The following is a 16,938-nucleotide window of genomic DNA, read 5'->3' on the forward strand; positions in this document are numbered from 1 at the left end:
TTGCCTCAGGCCAGGTCGCGCAACTGCTGCAGCACCAGCGCGCCGTAGGCTTCGTTGCCATGGGTACAGCCCAGCGTCAGCGTGTCCAGCAGGGCGCCCTTCGCGTCCAGGCTGGCCGGCGGCGGCCCCAGGCATTCGATGCGCAGCGGCGCCAGCTGGCGGCGCAGCAGCTCGACGTAGAGACCGTAGTACTTGAGCCGGATGCTCAGCGGCATCAGGCCGTGGCGGGCGATCAGGTCGCCGAAGACTTCGGGCGTGTCGCGCATGCGCGCCTCGTTGGCCTGCGGCGGCGGCGGGGCCACATGCACGATGCGCAGTTCGGGGTGGCGCACGCGCAGCAGCGTCAGCTGGGCCAGGGTCTGCTGCAGGGCGCCGAGCAGTTGGGCCTCGACGAAGCCGACCGACACCGGCTGGTGGCCGGGCAGCAGTGCCGCTTCGCTGGTGGCGGGCCAGACGAAGTCGAAGGGCGCGGCCGGGTTCAGCAGCGACAGCACCGAATGCTCGTTGCCGCCGAGGAAGGACAGCAGCAGGGCGCCCGGGTCGACGGCGTTGACGATCTCCAGCAGGGCCGGGCTCGCCGCCACGGTGGGGCGGCCGTCCACCGCCTGGATGACGGCGCGGCAGTCGACCTGGGGCGGGATCAGGTGGGCGCGCAGCTCGACGCCGTTGCCCAGCACCCCCACCGGCTGGAAGCCCGGTTGCCCGGCCCGGGTGGCCCAGGACTCGTGGGAGACGCCCGCATCGGGCGCCAGGGCACGCAGCACGCTGATCGCGTGGCTCATGCCCAGGATGTCCATCTTCATCGCAGCTGCTCCGCCCATGCCAGGATTCTCCCCGGGCCGGGGCACCGGAGCCGCCCGAACTGCCGCCCTGCAGCAGGGCAATTCGCCGCTTTCTGCGGCGCGTGATGACAAGGCCGAGCCGAGTCGGCAACGCTGCTCAGCAGCGCTGGCGACTCGGCTCGGTGCGGAAAGAAAAAGGCGTCACGTGCATGGTCGGATGACGCCTGGTTCAGATGCGCTTGGTCGAGGTCTTGGCGGCGGCCAGGGTCTGGCGGGCCAGCGTGGCTTCGCTGTAGCCGACGACGACGACACGGGGAAGCTGGGCCACTTCACGCTGGGCGTAGCCGGTCACGACGACGCGCGGCAGCTGGGCAACCTCGCGGGTGGCCTTGCCGGTGACGACAACGCGCTCCAGCTTGACGGTGGGCTGAGGCGCGGCCTGGGCGGCGACGGCAGAGAAGGCCAGGACGGCGGCGGTGAAGACGGTTTGCAGGCTCATGATGGACTCCGTTTGGCTGGGTCTCGAACTGCGTGATTGCTTGTTCGATGGACTCAGTTTCGGCAACGGAGGCGCGCGCTTCCAGACCCCTGCGATCAAGCGCGGGCCGCGCTGGATGAACTGCAAAAGCGCTGGATGAGCTGCGGCGATGTACCGCAGCGCCTGGACCTCAGTCCAGCTGCAATCCCAGCCTGGCCAGGTCGCCGCGCCCCTGGCGCACCAGGATGGGCTCATCGCCCTGGCTGAGGTCCAGCACCGTGGTCGGCTGAGCCGGGCAGGCGCCGGCATCCAGCACGAAGGCGAGTTGGCGGTCGAGGCGCGCGCAGACGTCGGCGGCGTCGTTCATGGGCTCGGTCTCGCCGGGCGGGATCAGCGTGGTGGACAGCAGCGGCTCGCCGAACAGGGCTAGCAGCTCCTGGATGACCTTGTTCTCGGGCACGCGCAGCCCGATGGTGCGCCGGCTCGGGTGGGAGAGCCGCCGCGGCACCTCCTTGGTGGCCGGCAGGATGAAGGTGTAGGCGCCCGGCGTGGCGAGCTTGAGCAGCCGGTACTGGCGGTTGTCCACCATCGCGTAGGTGGCCAGCTCCGACAGGTCGCGGCACAGCAGCGTCAGGTGGTGCTTGTCGTCCACGCCGCGCACGCGGCGCAGCGCCTCGGCCGCGGCCTTGTCGTTGAGGTGGCAGACGAAGGCGTAGCTGGAGTCGGTGGGCACGGCGCCGATGCCACCGGCCTGCAGCATCTGGGCGCACTGGCGCAGGAAGCGCGGCTGCGGGTTGTCGGGGTGGACTTCGAAGAGCTGGGCCATGGTTGCAAGCGTATACCGGTTGCCGGGGAAAGGCGCCCCCGCCGAGGCCGCTCAGTGGATGCGTTCGGCCAGCTCGGCCCACACGGGCGTCAGCCGCGCGGCCAGCGGCGGCAGGGCGCCGAGGTTGATGCGGCTTTCCTCGGGCGAGTGGAAGTCGGAGCCGCGTGAGGCGAGCAGACCGAACTCGAGCGCCGTGTCGGCGTACTTCACGAACTCGTCCGGCGTGTGGCTGCCGGTCACCACCTCGATGCCGCGGCCGCCATGGCCGACGAACTCGGTGATGAGGGCGTATTCCTCGATCGCCGTGAAGTCGTAGCGGCCCGGGTGGGCGACGACGGCGATGCCGCCGGCGCGGGTGATCCAGCCCACGGCGTCCTTCAGCGCCGCCCAGCGGTGCGGCACGAAGCCGGGCTTGCCCTCGGTCAGAAAGCGGCGGAAGACCTCGGGCACGTCGCTGCAGAAGCCGCCGTCGACGAGGAAGCGCGCGAAGTGGGTGCGCGAGATCAGGTCCGGGTTGCCGACGTATCTCAGCGCGCCCTCGAAGGCGCCGGGGATGCCCGCCGCGGCAAGGCTGGCCGCCATATCGCGGGCGCGCGACTCGCGGCCGCCGCGCGTGGCGCGCAGGCCCTCGGCCAGTTCAGTCGCCCGGTGGTCGAAGCCCAGGCCGACGATGTGGACGACGCGGCCGGCGAAGGTCACCGAGATCTCGGTGCCGGTCAGGTAGGGCAGGCCGAGGGCCCGGGCGGCGTCGATGGCGCGCTGCTGGCCGCCGATCTCGTCATGGTCGGTCAGCGACCAGAGTTGCACCCCGGCGGCCTTGGCGCGTTCGGCCAGGGCCTCGGGCGTCAGGGTGCCGTCCGACACGACGGAATGGCAGTGCAGGTCGGCGTTCAGGGTGGAGTCGAGTTTCACCCCTCGATTGTGTCAGCCGCGCAAACGCCTAGAGCCGGAAGGCATTCACCGTCTCGTCCATGCCCTCGGCCTGCGAGCGCAGGCTGTCCGCGGCCGCGGCGGCTTCCTCGACGAGGGCGGCATTCTGCTGCGTCATCGCGTCGATGGCCCGCACGGCCTCGCCTACCTCGGTGGTCTGCTGGGCCTCGGCGCGCGTCTGCTCGGCCATCGAGTGGATCAGCGCGCTCATGTCCTGCACCTTGCCGAGAATGGCTTCGACGGAGTTGCCGGCCTCGGCCGCCTGCGCCGTGCCGGCCTCCACGCGCTCCACGGACTGGGCGATCAGCGACTTGATCTCGCGCGCCGCAGTGGCGCTGCGTTGGGCCAGGGCACGCACCTCGCTGGCGACGACCGCGAAGCCGCGGCCGGCGTCACCGGCACGGGCGGCCTCGACGGCTGCGTTCAGCGCCAGGATGTTGGTCTGGAAGGCGATGCCGTCGATGAGCCCGGTGATGTCGCCGATGCGCCGGCTGGCCTCCTCGATGCCCTTCATCGTGCCCACCACCTCGCTGACGACCTGCCCGCCGCGGGCCGCGACGTCGGCCGCCGAGCGGGCCAGGCCCTCGGCGTCCTGCGCCGAGGCGCTGCTGTGCTGCACGGCTGCGGTGAGGGCCTGCACGTTGGCGGCGGTCTGCTGCAGCCTTGCCGCGGCCTGCTCGGTGCGGTCGGCGAGGTCCTGGTTGCCGGCGGCGATCTCCTGCACCGCGTGGCGGATGCCGCCGGCGTCGCCGTGGATGCGCTCGACGAGGCCGCGCAGGCGCTGCTGCATGTGTTCGAGGGCGCCCAGCACGCGGCCCAGCTCGTCGCGCCGGCCCTGGGGCACGGCCTGGCTCAGGTCGCCCGCGGCGATGCGTTCGGTCACCTCCACCATCTGGCCGACCGGGATCAGCAGCTGGCGGATGGAGCGCACCATGAGGAAGATCATCAGCGCCAGCACCGCCGGCAGCAGGGCCATGACGAGGTTGCGGCGCAGTCTGGCGGCGTCGGCGCGCTCGGCCAGGCCGGCGTCCAGCGCCTCCATGACCTGCTGGCTCAGCCGTGCCTGCAGCGCGCCGGCTTCGGCCAGGCGGGTGGCGAGCTGTTCCAGCGGGAAGTTCACGTCCTTGGCGGCCGCGGCAAGCGTTTCGTCGACCTGCAGCCGCTGCGCCCGCGCCGACTCGGCCAGCGGCTTCAGGCGCTCGTTGAGGGCGCCGTCGCCGGCCTGCAGCGCGAGCTGCAGATGGGTCTGCATCTGCGTGCCGTGCTCGCGGTAGCGGGTGTGGGCGGCAGAGATGCTGGCGAGGTCGTCCACTGCGGCGGCGCGGGCCAGGGCGGCGAGCTCGGACAGGGCGTCCTGCACCCGGGGCGCGGCCTGCAGGCCGGCAATGATGGCGAAGTAGGACGAGGCCTCGGGGTCCAGCAGCAGGCCGGCGCCGGCGTTGAGTTCCGCGATGCCGTCGAAGGCCGCGTCGGCCAGGCGCGCCTGGGCGGCCAGCAGCCTGGGGGCGTCCAGCGGCCCCTCGGCCAGCGCCTTGGCGAGTTCGGCGTGCTGGGCGCGCAGCTGGGCGACGCGTTCGCGCTGCTGCGCGGTGAGGCGGGCGTCGAGGCCGTCGTCGGCGAGGCTCTGCTCCAGTGCCTGTAGCGCCTGGCCGGCCTTATCGGCGGCGGCCATGGCCTGAGGCTTGGCCTCGGGCTTGGTGCTCAGCGCCTCGGCGCCGAGGCCGCGCTGGTCCTGCAGTGCGGCCAGGGCGGCCTGCCAGGCGCGGTTGGCGGGCAGGGCATGATGTTCGGCGGCAACGATGCTCAGTTGATCGGCGTAATGGTTCAGCAGCATGCCGCTGGGCAGCAGGCCGAGCAGCAGGGACAGCATGGCGACGAGGGCGAGCCGCGTGCGCAGGCTCCAGTGTTCAGAGAATTTCAGCAGGCTCATGGGAGACGACGGGGGGGAGGCGATGCGTGGCGTGCTGGCGCCGGTCGATGAAGAAGCGGCTGCCGCCGGCGCGGCCCTTGGCGACGCGCTTGGGCTCGGCCAGGGCCGCGGCGAGGGCGCGGGCGCTCTCGAAGCTGCCGGCCTGGTGCAGCAGGGCGCCGCAGGAGATGGTGGGCAGCGGGTGAAAACTGGGCTGGTTCTGGCGGTTCAGCGTCACGTAGCCGCCGGCGGCCAGGTGCTCGGAGGAGAAGAAGCTGCGCACTCCGGCATCGAAGGCCCTGCAGACGCGGTCCAGCCGCTGCTCCCAGTCGGCGCTGCGCAGCACCATGACGAAGTCGTCGCCGCCGATGTGGCCGACGAAGTCGATCTGCGGGTCCGCGGCCTGGGTCAGCACCCGGGCGGCGAGGCGGATGATGTCGTCGCCGACGCGGTAGCCGTAGACGTCGTTGAAGGGCTTGAAGTGGTCGATGTCCCAGACCGCGGCCAGGAAGGCTTCGCCGCCTTCGATGAGGCGGTCGAGGTGGTTGTCGATGGGCACGTTGCCGGGCAAGAGTGTGAGCGGGTTGGCGTAGCGGGCGGCGTGCACCTGCAGGTCGGACACGGCCTTGAGCAGGTCTGAGCTGCGGCCCGAGCCGAAGTAGGCGCCGTCGCGGGTGACGATGAAGCCGTCCATCAGCAGGCGCTCGTCGAGGTTGGCCACCGCATCGCTCATCGCGCGCAGCGGTGTCGACACGTCGAACACCAGCGGGCTCGCGTCCATCAGCTCCACGCAGCTGCGCTTGGCGAAGATGTCCATGAAGTAGCGCTCGGTGCTGCGCTTGAGCACGTGCAGCGAGCGCAGCACGCCGATGGGGCGCTGCTGCTCGTCGAGCACGGGCACGGCCAGCAGCTGGTCGTCGCGGCGGAAGAGCTCGACGATTTCGCGGCAGGGGGCCGTCGGCGTCGTCGTCTGCGCGCGGCGCGCGAGCTGGGCGGCCGTCGTGATGGCGCCTTGTTCCAGCGGCAGCGCGAGGTCGTTCTGCAGCAGCCGCGGCTGGGCGGCGGCAGCCAGGCGGCCGCTCCACTGCGCGCCGAGCTGGGCGCGTGGCGTCGCGCTCGGGCGTGCGAACAGATAGCCCTGGCAGATGGTGATGCCCAGGCGGCGCAGCACCTCCAGATCGGGCTCCTGCTCCAGTCCCTCGGCCACCACCTCGCCGCCGCTAGTGGCGGCCATCTCGACGATGGAGCGCACGAACTGCTGCTTGAGCGGCTCCTGGGCGATGCCGTCGATGAAATGGCGGTCGATCTTGACGAAGTCGGGCCGCATCTCGATCCAGCGGCGCAGCGAGGCGAAGCCTTCGCCGAGGTCGTCCAGCGCGATGCGAAAGCCGTGGGCGCGCAGCGCCGCCAGCGTGTCGTCGAGCTGGGCCAGGTCCTCGATGGGGCGGGTCTCGGTCAGCTCGACGACGATGCGCGAAGTGGGCAGGCCCAGCTCGCGCAGCTCGGTGGCCAGCGCGCCGACGCGTTCGCGGGCGGCCAGCAGCGTGTCGGCCGTCACGTTCAGGAAGAGCTGGCCGGGCAGGCCCAGGGCCTTGAAGCGCTCGGTGGCGCGGCGCACGATGAGCTGCTCCAGCTCGATGAGACGGCCGCAGCGCGCCGCCGTCTCGAACAGCACCAGCGGCGAATGCAGCGGCCCGTCGGCTGGCGCCCGCGTCAAGGCCTCGAAGGCGAAGATCTCGGCGCGGTCGATGGCGACCAGGGGCTGGAAATGGATGTCAAAGTTGCGCTGGGCGATCAGGCGATCCAGCGCTGTGGCAAGGGGGTCGGGCGCGGGGTCGCGCATGGGCAGGGCTCCGGCGGGTGAATGCCCGCGAGATATCCGCAAGCACACCCGGAGCGCATTCTTGAAACCATTTGTGACGCTCAGGTGACCGCTTAGCTGTGCCGGGGGCCGCCGTGAGAACGTTCACATCTGCACTGCCTCGACGATGTACTGCACGCGCGGCTGGCCCTGCCACTCGTCCAGGCTGAGGCGGTAGGCCAGCGTGGCGCGCTCGGGCAGCATGTCGACGTGGTTGAACCAGATCGCGTCGATGAGTCGGCCGGCCTGGCGTAGGCGCAGCTTCAGATGCTTCTCGCCGACCAGGCGCTGCGAGACCAGCTCGAAGCGGTCGCAGAACACCGGCGGCTCGAAGCCCTGGCCCCAGACCTGGGTGTCCAGCAGCCGCGCCGTCTCGGCGTTGGCGGCCTCGGGCGGCAGGGCACCGTCGTGGCGCAGCGTGCGGGTCAGGTCCTGCTCGTCCAGCCATTCCTCGGCCACGCGGGCCAGGGCCAGCGCGAAGCGGTTCACGTCGCCGATCTCGCCGCTGGCCAGCGTTGCGCCGGCTGCCATCGCATGGCCGCCGAACTTGGCCAGCAGCTCGGGCTCGCGCTTGGCGACGAGGTCCAGCGCGTCGCGCAGGTGAAAGCCCGGGATGGAACGGCCCGAACCCTTCAGCTGGCCGTCGGCGCCGCGCGCGAACACGAAGGTGGGGCGGTGCACGCGGTCCTTGATGCGCGAGGCGACGATGCCGACGACGCCTTCGTGGAAGTCGGCGTCGAACAGTGCCACGGCGGGAGGCAGGGCGCCTTCGAGCGCTTCGACCAGGCTGTCCAGCCGCGCCTCGGCCATCTCGCGCATGCCGCTCTCGATTTCGCGGCGCTCGCGGTTGATCGCGTCGAGCTGGGTGGCCAGGGCCAGGGCGCGTTCGGGGTCGTTGGTGGTCAGCGTCTCGATGCCCAGCGTCATGTCGGCCAGCCGGCCGGCGGCGTTGATGCGCGGCCCGAGCGCAAAGCCGAGGTCGAAGCCCTGGGCCTTGCTCGCGTCGCGCTTGGCGGCCGAGAACAGCGCCATGACGCCCGGCTGCGCGCGGCCGGCGCGCATGCGCTTCAGGCCTTGCGCGACGAGGCGGCGGTTGTTGGCGTCGAGCTTGACGACGTCGGCCACGGTGCCCAGGGCCACGAGGTCGAGCAAGCCGTCCAGGCGCGGCACGTCCGTGAACGCTCCGCGCGCGCGGAGCTCGGCGCGTAGGCCCATCAGCACATAGAAGGCCACGCCCACGCCCGCCAGCGCCTTGCTCGCGAACGTGCAGCCGGGCTGGTTGGGGTTGACGATCGCGTCGGCCTCGGGGACGACGACGGCCCCGTCCACGACGGCGGGCAGGTGGTGGTCGGTGACCAGCACCTTCAGCCCCCCGGCTTTCGCATGAGCGACGCCGGCCAGACTGGCGATGCCGTTGTCTACCGTCACGAGCAGGGCGGGCTGCTGCTCCAGCGCCAGGTCGACGATGGTGGGCGTGAGGCCGTAGCCGTGCACGGCGCGGTCGGGCACGACGTAGCCGAGCTGCCCGGGCTGGGCGCCCAGCAGGCGCAGGCCGCGCAGCATGACTGCGCAGGCGGTGGCGCCGTCGCAGTCGTAGTCGGCCACGATGACGAGGCGTTCGCCCTGCTGGATGGCATCGGCCAGCAGCCGCGCGGCTTCGGGCAGGCCCTTGAGATCGGTGGGCGGGAGCAGCTGGGCCAGGCTTTCGTCCAGCTCGGCGGCCTCGCGCACGCCGCGGGCGGCGAGCAGGCGGGCCAGCAGCGGCGCGACGCCGGCCTGCTCCAGCGCCCAGGCGGTGCGCGGCGGTACATCGCGTTCGACGAGCTTCACAGCGCCTCCATCACGGCCGCCACGTCGGGCGCCCGCCAGCGGCGCTTCAGTCGGTCGACCAGCGACAGCGGTTGCGCGGTGAAGCGCCGAGCGAAGCGCTCGCCGCAGAGGGTCAGGCTGGTCAGCTCGTTCGCCAGCGGGCCGGCGTCCAGGCGCTGCCAGGCCTCGGCCCAGGCGGCGAGGTCGCCGTTCAGCAGCGGCTCGGTCAGGCGGGCGTCGACCGTCACGTCGGCCGCATGGCCGCTGCTGCGGCCGATGTCGCCGATCCAGACCGAGTTGATGGCATGTTCGCCACGCGCCTCGCGGTCCTGGTTCAGCGCATGGCCGTGCAGCAGCATCTGGGCCTCGTTCTGCCAGCGGCGCAGCACGCGGCTCTCGGGCAGCCAGGGCTCGATGGAGCGGCCGGCGGCGCGCTCAATGCTGGCGGCGCTCAGGCCGTCCAGTGCCGTTGGATGGCCGATGGCCCAGCGCGTCGCGTCGAGCAGCCGCCACTGCCAGCCCTCGGCCGCGGGCCAGAGCTCGTGCAGCAGGGCGGCGAAGCGGGCGGCGTCGGACTCCGACAGGCGCAGGGCCGCGGGCGGCAGCACGTCGACGCCGTCCGTGCCGACGGCCAGATGGACAGGGCTCATCAGCGCCCAGGCCAGTTCGGGGCCGGCCTGCACGGCCCAGGCGGCGGCGCTGGGCCCGGCCTGCCGGTGCAGCGCGGCCAGGGCGAGGTGGTGGGGCGGCTGGGGCGAGAACTCGTCGCCGCCCCAGGTCTCGGCGGGGCTGAGCCGGGCCAGCAGGGCGGCCAGGTTCGGCAGCTGCAGGGCGCCGAAGGCATGCCGGGCGGCCTCGTCCAGCGCGCTGGCATGGGGAATCATCAGGTGCATGGCGGGGGATTATCCAAAGGCGAAGGCTGGGCCGGCTTGCCCATACGCTTGTCACAAAGCGTTCATACACTTTTCACCATGACCGCCCCGACTCCGCTGAAGCTGCTCAACCGCGAACAGGCCATCCTCGAATTCAACCGCCGCGTGCTGGCCCAGGCGCAGCGGGAGGACGTGCCGCTGCTGGAGCGGCTGCGCTATGTCTGCATCGTGTCGAGCAACCTCGACGAGTTCTTCGAGGTGCGTTTCGCGGACATGCTGGACGCCGTGCGCGACCCGCTCAGCGCCGTGACTGGCCAGGACGTCGACCGCGTCGGCCGTGCGGCGCACACGCTGATCGACGAGCAGTACCTGATCTTCAACGAGCAGCTGATGCCGCTGCTGCAGCAGCAGCGCATCGTCGTCCTCAACCATGCCGACCGCGACGAACCGCAGCGGCGCTGGGTGCAGAAATTCTTCGAGCGCGAGGTCAAGCCGCTGCTCGTGCCGGTGGGGCTGGACCCGGCCCACCCCTTCCCGCAGGTGGCCAACAAGTCGCTGCACTTCATCGCGCGGCTGTCGGGCAAGGATGCCTTCGGCCGCGACAACCGCATCGCCATCGTCAAGGTGCCGCGCGTGCTGCCGCGCGTCATCAAGCTGCCGGCCACGCTCAGCGACGGCCGCCAGGCCTATGTGCTGCTGACCAGCGTCATCCGCGCCCACCTGGAAGAGCTCTTCCCGGGGCGCAAGGTCGAGGCCTTCTCGCAGTTCCGCGTCACGCGCGACTCCGATCTCGAAGTGGATGAAGAGGAGATCGCCAACCTGCGCCATGCACTGCGCTCGGGCCTGACGACGCGCCACTTCGGCCGCGCCGTGCGGCTGGAGGTGGTCAACAGCTGCCCGGCCGAGCTGTCGGAGTTCCTGCTGGAGCAGTTCGGCCTGCCCAACGCGGCCCTCTACCGCGTCAACGGGCCGGTCAACCTGGTGCGCCTGAACGAGCTGATCGACCAGACCGACGCGCCGGGCCTGCGCTTCAAGCCTTTCGAGCCGGCCTGGCCCACGGGCCGACTGCCGCGCCACAAGTCCATCTTCGAGAAGCTGAAGAAGAGCGACGTGCTGTTGCACCACCCCTTCGAGAGCTTCGAGCCCGTCGTGCAGATGCTGCGCGAGGCGGTGGTCGATCCCGACGTGCTGGCCATCAAGCAGACCATCTACCGCACCGGCGCCAAGTCGGAGCTGATGGACCTGCTCATCGAGGCGGCGCGGCGCGGCAAGGAGGTGATGGCGGTCGTGGAGCTGAAGGCACGCTTCGACGAGGAGGCCAACATCAACTGGGCCGAGCGGCTGGAGGCGGTGGGGGCGCAGGTGGTGTACGGCATCGTCGGCTACAAGACCCACGCCAAGCTGCTGATGATCACGCGGCGCGAGAGCGGCAAGCTGCGCCGCTATGCCCACATCTCCACCGGCAACTACAACCCCAAGACGGCCCGGCTCTATACCGACCTGGGCCTGCTGACGGCCGATGCCGACCTGACGGCCGACGCCGACTCGGTGTTCCGCCAGCTCGCGTCGCTGGGCAAGTTCAAGGCGCCGCGGCGCATGCTGCTGGCGCCGTTCAACATGCACGGGCGCATGCTGGAGCTGCTGGCCCAGGTGGAGCAGGCGGCGTTGGCCGGCTACAAGACGGCGCGCGTAGTCGTGAAGATCAACGCCCTGACCGACGCCGAGCTCATCCACGGCCTGCTGCGCACGGCCCGGGCCGGCGCCAAGGTCGACCTCATCGTGCGCGGCGCCTGCATGTTGCCGCCGGGCCTGCCGGGCGTCAGCGACAACATCGTCGTGCGCTCGGTGGTGGGGCGCTTCCTGGAGCACACGCGGGTGCTGTACTTCCGCTGGGGCGAGGGCGAGGACGAAACGGCGCTCTACCTGTCCAGCGCCGACTGGATGAGCCGCAACATGTTCCGCCGCATCGAGGTGGCCTGGCCGGTGCTGGACGCGCGCCTGCGCCAGCGCGTCATCGACGAGGCCCTGCAGCCCTATCTGCATGACACCATGGATGCTTGGCAGCTGGGCCCCGACGGGCGCTCGGTGCGCGTCAGCGACAGCGGCATCAGCGCCCAGCAGGCGCTGATGCGCCGCTACAGCGAGGGGGAGTGAGGCGAGCGATGGACCTGATCCTGTGGCGCCATGCCGAAGCCGAGGTCATCGCCCCGGGCCAGGACGATCTGCAGCGTGCGCTGACGCCCAAGGGCGAGCGCCAGGCGCGGCGTATGGCGGCGTGGCTGAACCATCGCCTGGCGGCCTCGACACGCGTGCTCGTCAGCCCGGCGCTGCGCTGCCGCCAGACGGTCGAGGCCCTGGGGCGCGAGTCGCGCATCGTCGCCTCGCTGGCGCCTGACGCGCCGATCGCGGCGCTGATCGAAGCGGCGCGCTGGCCCAGGTCGAGCGAGCCAGTGCTGATCTGCGGCCATCAACCGACGCTGGGCCGGCTGACGGCGCAGCTGCTGGCCGGCGTGGAACAGGACTGGGCCGTCAAGAAGGGCGCCGTCTGGTGGCTGCGCTGGCGCCAGCGCGACGGCGAGCCGGAGGTGACGCTGCATGCGGTGCAGGGGCCCGACGCGCTCTGAGCCCGGCCGTCAAAGGTGGCGGGTCTCTGGCGGCGTGTGCCACCAATTGTTGTGCAGGCCGTCGTAGTACTGCACCGGCGCGCCCACCAGCTCCGCGGGGCTGACGTCGTCCAGGCAGTTCAGCTTGACCGACACGAAGGCGCCGCCTGCTTCCTCGATGTAGCCGTGGCCATACGAGCGCACGCCGCAGGTCTTGCAGAAGAGGTGGTGGACGCTGCCGGAGCCGAACTGGTAGTCGCTCTGCGCGGCCTCGGCGGTGAGCAGCCGGAACGCATCGGGCTTGACGGAGGCGCTCCAGTTGCGCGTCTTGAAGCAGATGGAACAGTTGCAGCGGCCGGTGCCGGCGGCCAGGTCGAGGTCGACCTCGAAACGCACGGCCTTGCAATGGCAGCTGCCGGTGTAGGTCTTGAGCATGGCGGTCTCGCGTGGAGTGGAGGACGGACCATCCTCGCGAGCCACGCTGTCAACGCCTGACAGCAGAGGGGGCTGTTGCCGGCCGTTACGCCACCGTCAGTTCGATGGCGCCGCTGCGCCCCCAGGCCTCGGCCTCCTCCTTCAGCAGGAAGCGGGTGCGGGCGTGGCTGGTGCCCCAGCCCTTGGGGCAGCGCAGCGTCAGCTGCCTGCCATCGCGCTCCAGCTTCGGCGCGCCCGCCGGCAGCGTGCGCGCATGGCACAGGATGACGGCCAGGCGCAGCGCGATCACTTGCTCCAGCAGGCTGCCGTCGGCCAGCTGGGCCTCCATCTTGCGCAGGCCGCCACGCTGGCCCAGCGCGAGCGCGGCAATGCGCTGCAGCTGGTTGGTCGAGAAGCCGGCCGCATCGACATGGGCGATGACGTAGGCACTGTGGCGGTGGTGGTCGTGGTGGGACACCAGCATGCCGATCTCGTGCAGGGCCGCGGCCCAGCCCAGCTCGCGCAGCAGCTCGGGAGCGGGCCTCGCGTTGAGCTGGCGGTAGAGCTTCTCGGCCTGGCCGGCCACGCGGTCGGCCTGGGGCTTGTCCACGCCGAAGCGGGTCTGCAGCTCGACAACCGAGGCGCCGCGCGGGTCGCGCGCACCGCTGGGCTGCAGGCGCTCGGCCAGGTCGAAGATGACGCCCTGGCGCAGCGCGCCCTTGGTGGGCAGCAGCTCCTCGATACCGAACTGCGTCAGCAGCGTGTAGAGGATGCACAGGCCGCCGGCGACGACGGGGCGGCGGTCGTCCTTCAACCCGGGCAGCTGCAGCTTGTCCTGCGCGCCGGCGGCCAGGCAGCGCTCGATGCACCAGCGCAGCGCGGCCGGCGTGACGCGGCCGTCCGTCTGCCCCGAGGCGGCGAGGATCTGCGATACCGCACCCACCGTGCCCGAGGAGCCCAGGGCCTCCTGCCAGAGCTCGGGGCGGAAAAGAGTCAGCGCCTCCTCCAGCTCGGCGCCGGCGGCCACCTGGGCGGCGCGGAAGGCCTCGGCGCTGTAGACGCCATCGGCGAAGAAGCGCAGCGACAGGCCCACGCTGCCGACGCCGAAGGACTCGGCCAGCAGCGGCTTGCGGCCGCTGCCCAGGATCATCTCGGTGGAGCGGCCGCCGATGTCGATGACCAGGCGCGGCTTGGCCGACGGCTGCAGCCGGGCGACGCCGGCAAAGATCAGGCGTGCTTCCTCGCGGCCCGCGATGACCTCGATGGGGTGGCCCAGCACGGCCTCGGCGCGGGCCAGGAAGGCGTTGCGGTTGCGCGCCTCGCGCAGCGTCTGCGTGGCGACGGCGCGGATGCGCTGCGGCGCGATGCCGACGAGCTGTTCACCGAAACTCTTCAGGCAGGCCAGGCCGCGCTGCATGGCCGCCTCGGTAAGCATCCCGTTGGCGTCCAGCCCGGCGCCCAGGCGCACGCTCTCCTTGATGTAGCTGACGCGCTGGTAGCGCTCGCCGGAGAGGCGGGCGAGCTCCAGGCGGAAGCTGTTGGAGCCGATGTCGATGGAGGCCCAGATCTGGCCGGCGGTATCAGGGCGCGTCGTCATGGGGCGGAATTGTCGGGGCAAAATTTGACGCCCCTTCGTAACCGCCCCATCCGGGAGCCCCATGTCGAAAGACGAGACCGGCCGCCCTGCGCCGCCCAGCGACCCCGGTCGTAGCAGCTTCGCGGCCGCCGTGCTGCCGGTGACGGCCCACACCATCACCACCGACGCGGCGGGCCTGGACGCCGGCGTGGTGGGCATTGCCGTGGGCGACCTGCAGATGCCGGCCTACCGCGCCGCGCCGGCGGGCGGCGCGAACCTGCCTGTCATCCTCGTGGCCAGCGAGATCTTCGGCGTGCATGCGCACATTGCCGATGTCTGCCGGCGCTTCGCCAGGCTGGGCTATCTGGCCATCGCGCCCGAGCTGTTCGTGCGGCATGGCGACGCGGGCAGCTACACCGACATCCCGAGGCTGATCGGCGAGGTCGTCGGCAAGGCGGCCGACGCCCAGGTCAATGCCGACCTCGACGCCGCCGTCGCCTGGGCCGCGGCCCATGGCGGCGACACCGGCCGGCTCGGCATCACCGGCTTCTGCTGGGGCGGCCGCACGGCCTGGTCCTATGCCACCCACCAGCCCGCGCTGAAGGCGGCCGTCGCCTGGTACGGCCCGGTGGCGCGCAGCTACCACGCCGGCGACGACAGCATCACCGAGCGCGCAGCCGGGCTCAAGGCACCGGTGCTGGGCCTGTATGGCGCGGCGGATGGCGGCATCCCGGTCGAGACACTGGCCGCGCTCGAAGCCGCGCTGAAGGCCACCGGCAACACCCGCTGCGAGATCGTCGTCTACCCCGACACGCCGCATGCCTTTTTCGCCGACTACCGCCCCAGCTACCGCCCGGCGGCGGCCGACGACGGCTGGGCGCGCTGCCTGGCCTGGCTGCGCAAAAACGGCGTGGCTTGACAGCTCTGCTACGCTGGCTGCAGTCGGGCCGCAGCTGCGGCCCGTTGCTTTGCATGATCCCATGACCCTTCTCTACATCGTGCTCGCCACCTTCGCGGGCGGCCTGCTGTCGGTGCTGGTCGCCGCGAGCCTGACGGTGGGCGTGCTGACCCGCCTCGTCAAGAGCCTCGTCAGCCTGTCGGCCGGCATCCTGCTGGGCACCTCGCTGCTGAACGTGCTGCCCGAAGCCTTCGAGAGCCGCACGGCCGAGCCGCAGACGCTTTTTGCCGTGCTGCTGGCCGGCCTGCTGTTCTTCTGGCTGCTGGAAAAGGTGGAGCTTTACCGCCACACGCACCACCACGAGGACGACGGCCACCACCACCACCACCACTTCGACGCCGAGCAGGCCGGGCGCGGCGGGCTGACGGTGCTGGTGGGCGACAGCATCCACAACTTCTGCGACGGCGCCATCATCGCGGCCGCCTTCCTGGCCGACACGCGGCTCGGGTTCGCCACGGCGCTGGCCATCGTGGCCCACGAGATCCCGCAGGAGGTGGGCGACTACATCGTGCTGCTCAACGCCGGGTTGAGCCGCGCCAAGGCGCTGCTGTTCAACGCCATCTCGGGCATGGCCTCCGTCGTGGGCGGCGTGCTGGGCTATTTCCTGATCGGCAGCTTTGAAGGCGTGCTGCCCTGGCTGCTGGTGCTGGCCTCCAGCAGCTTCATCTACATCTCGGTGGCCGACCTGCTGCCCCAGCTGCAGCAGCGCCTGGCCTGGCGCGACACCCTGGCCCAGGTCGCCTGGCTGGCCGTGGGCCTGGGCGTGGCCTTCGCGGTGTCGCAACTGCTGCATGGCACTCATTGACGCGGGGCTGCGCGGCGCGCTGATCGCGCTGCTGGCCCTCGTCATCGCCGCGCTGCGGCCGCACTGGCGCCACGCCCGGCATGCCGACCTGGTGCGCACGGGCATCGCGCTGGCGGCCTCCCTCATCGTGCAGACGCTGTCGGCCTCGCCCTGGGTGGAGCACCAGCTGCGCTGCCAGCCGCAGGCGCCGGGCATCGGTATCTCGCTGGGCTCGGCCGTGCTGTTCTGGCTGTTCGCGCGCGCCGTCTTCGAGGACGGTTTCCGGCTGCGCGCCTGGCACGGCGGGCTGTGGGCGGCCGTTGCGCTGTTCGGCGCCCTGGTCTGCCAGTGGCACGCCTGGTGGCCGGGCTGGGCGCTGATGCGTGCCATCCCCGTCGTCTTCGCGCTGCTGGGCCTGGCCGCCGTCGTCGGGCCCTGGCGGGTGGACCTCATCGAGCCGCGGCGCCGGCTGCGCGGCGTCGTCGTGGGCGGCGGCGCGGCCTATGCCCTCGTCATGGTGGGCCTGCGCATCCGCTCCGCGGACGGCAGTCTCAGCGACGGCGCGGCCCTGGGCGATGTGGCCATGCTGCTGACGCTGACCGCCGTTGTCGCCGGCCGGCTGCTGGCGCCGCGCGCGCAGGGCTTGTGGGGCGAGGCCGCCGCGCCCGTGCCGCCGCCCGCTCCGGCCGAAGACCCGCAGGACCAGGTCGTCGCCGTCGCGCTTGCGAAGCTGATGGGCGAGGGCAGGGGGTATGCGCAGGAAGGCCTGAGCCTTGCCGGCCTGGCCAGTCAGCTCGCCGCGCCCGAGTACCGGCTGCGCCGCGTCATCAACCGGGGCCTGGGCCACCGCAACTTCAACGCCTACGTGAACGGCCTGCGCCTGGCCGAAGCCAAGCGTCGCCTCGCCGACCCGGCGGAGCGCGGCCTGCCGGTGCTGAGCATCGCGCTGGACGTGGGCTTTGGCTCCATCGGCCCCTTCAACCGCGCCTTCAAGGCCGACACCGGCGTCACGCCCACCGAATTCCGCCAGCGGAAATCGCTGGCCGATTCGTAGAAAGACGGGCCGAAACCTGCAAAACCGAGGTTTCGGCCAGACGTGGCGGGCTCGACGGCCGAGCCTGCGGACTTCTCAACCC

The 16,938-nt window shown here is 71.5% G+C and carries 15 protein-coding genes; 5 read left to right on the forward strand and 10 right to left on the reverse strand.

Translation table 11 applies throughout. The annotated features are described in order from the left end of the window. Positions 1–5: 5 nt before the first annotated feature. The 8 genes from AC07VX_RS24620 to AC07VX_RS24655 all read right to left on the reverse strand — a co-directional run bounded on the left by AC07VX_RS24620 (position 6) and on the right by AC07VX_RS24655 (position 9,488). The gene (locus AC07VX_RS24620) at positions 6–803 is read right to left on the reverse strand and encodes a hypothetical protein (RefSeq protein WP_493166820.1); all 798 of its coding nucleotides are present in this window, start codon (positions 801–803) and stop codon (positions 6–8) included. Positions 804–1,011: 208 nt separating this feature from the next. After that, on the reverse strand, positions 1,012–1,281 hold the full coding sequence (locus AC07VX_RS24625; RefSeq protein WP_493166821.1) for a hypothetical protein: 270 nt from the start codon (positions 1,279–1,281) through the stop codon (positions 1,012–1,014). Between the two features lie 169 nt (positions 1,282–1,450). Beyond that, positions 1,451–2,086 (reverse strand): L-threonylcarbamoyladenylate synthase, encoded by a 636-nt coding sequence (locus AC07VX_RS24630; protein WP_493166822.1) that lies wholly within the window; start codon positions 2,084–2,086, stop codon positions 1,451–1,453. Between the two features lie 51 nt (positions 2,087–2,137). After that, entirely contained in the window at positions 2,138–2,998 is an 861-nt protein-coding gene (locus AC07VX_RS24635; RefSeq protein WP_493166823.1) for a 3',5'-nucleoside bisphosphate phosphatase, read from the reverse strand. A 28-nt stretch (positions 2,999–3,026) separates the two neighbouring features. Continuing rightward, positions 3,027–4,946, reverse strand: coding sequence for a methyl-accepting chemotaxis protein (locus tag AC07VX_RS24640; protein ID WP_493166824.1), 1,920 nt, complete (start codon positions 4,944–4,946; stop codon positions 3,027–3,029). Further along, positions 4,924–6,768, reverse strand: coding sequence for a bifunctional diguanylate cyclase/phosphodiesterase (locus AC07VX_RS24645; RefSeq protein ID WP_493166825.1), 1,845 nt, complete (start codon positions 6,766–6,768; stop codon positions 4,924–4,926). Before AC07VX_RS24645 ends, AC07VX_RS24640 begins: the two co-directional genes overlap by 23 nt. 123 nt (positions 6,769–6,891) lie before the next feature. Then, positions 6,892–8,616, reverse strand: a complete 1,725-nt coding sequence (recJ, locus tag AC07VX_RS24650; protein WP_493166826.1) for a single-stranded-DNA-specific exonuclease RecJ — start codon at positions 8,614–8,616, stop codon at positions 6,892–6,894. Further along, positions 8,613–9,488 carry a hypothetical protein gene (locus AC07VX_RS24655; RefSeq protein WP_493166827.1) on the reverse strand — a complete coding sequence of 292 codons (876 nt, stop codon included), beginning with the start codon at positions 9,486–9,488 and terminating at the stop codon, positions 8,613–8,615. Before AC07VX_RS24655 ends, recJ begins: the two co-directional genes overlap by 4 nt. A gap of 78 nt (positions 9,489–9,566) precedes the next feature. Here AC07VX_RS24655 and ppk1 point away from each other — a divergent pair, with 78 nt between their 5' ends. Next, complete coding sequence (gene ppk1 / locus AC07VX_RS24660) at positions 9,567–11,621, forward strand: polyphosphate kinase 1 (protein WP_493166828.1); 2,055 nt, start codon at positions 9,567–9,569, stop codon at positions 11,619–11,621. An 8-nt stretch (positions 11,622–11,629) separates the two neighbouring features. Then, positions 11,630–12,091 (forward strand): SixA phosphatase family protein, encoded by a 462-nt coding sequence (locus tag AC07VX_RS24665; protein ID WP_493166829.1) that lies wholly within the window; start codon positions 11,630–11,632, stop codon positions 12,089–12,091. 9 nt (positions 12,092–12,100) lie between these two features. On the opposite strand, the gene AC07VX_RS24670 is transcribed toward AC07VX_RS24665, so the two are convergent. Further along, positions 12,101–12,505 (reverse strand): GFA family protein, encoded by a 405-nt coding sequence (locus AC07VX_RS24670; RefSeq protein ID WP_493166830.1) that lies wholly within the window; start codon positions 12,503–12,505, stop codon positions 12,101–12,103. Between the two features lie 85 nt (positions 12,506–12,590). Further along, complete coding sequence (locus AC07VX_RS24675) at positions 12,591–14,081, reverse strand: Ppx/GppA phosphatase family protein (RefSeq protein ID WP_493166831.1); 1,491 nt, start codon at positions 14,079–14,081, stop codon at positions 12,591–12,593. A 61-nt stretch (positions 14,082–14,142) separates the two neighbouring features. On the opposite strand from AC07VX_RS24675, the gene AC07VX_RS24680 reads away from it, so the two are divergent. The 3 genes from AC07VX_RS24680 (at position 14,143) to AC07VX_RS24690 (ending at position 16,856) form a co-directional block, all read left to right on the forward strand. After that, positions 14,143–14,979, forward strand: a complete 837-nt coding sequence (locus AC07VX_RS24680) for a dienelactone hydrolase family protein (protein WP_493166832.1) — start codon at positions 14,143–14,145, stop codon at positions 14,977–14,979. A gap of 61 nt (positions 14,980–15,040) precedes the next feature. Continuing rightward, positions 15,041–15,823 carry a ZIP family metal transporter gene (locus tag AC07VX_RS24685; protein ID WP_493166833.1) on the forward strand — a complete coding sequence of 261 codons (783 nt, stop codon included), beginning with the start codon at positions 15,041–15,043 and terminating at the stop codon, positions 15,821–15,823. Next, the gene (locus tag AC07VX_RS24690; protein WP_493166834.1) at positions 15,810–16,856 is read left to right on the forward strand and encodes an AraC family transcriptional regulator; all 1,047 of its coding nucleotides are present in this window, start codon (positions 15,810–15,812) and stop codon (positions 16,854–16,856) included. The genes AC07VX_RS24685 and AC07VX_RS24690 overlap by 14 nt, the downstream gene beginning before the upstream one ends. The last annotated feature ends 82 nt before the right edge of the window (positions 16,857–16,938 follow it).

This window comes from Roseateles sp. GW821-FHT03B02 (assembly GCF_059421025.1).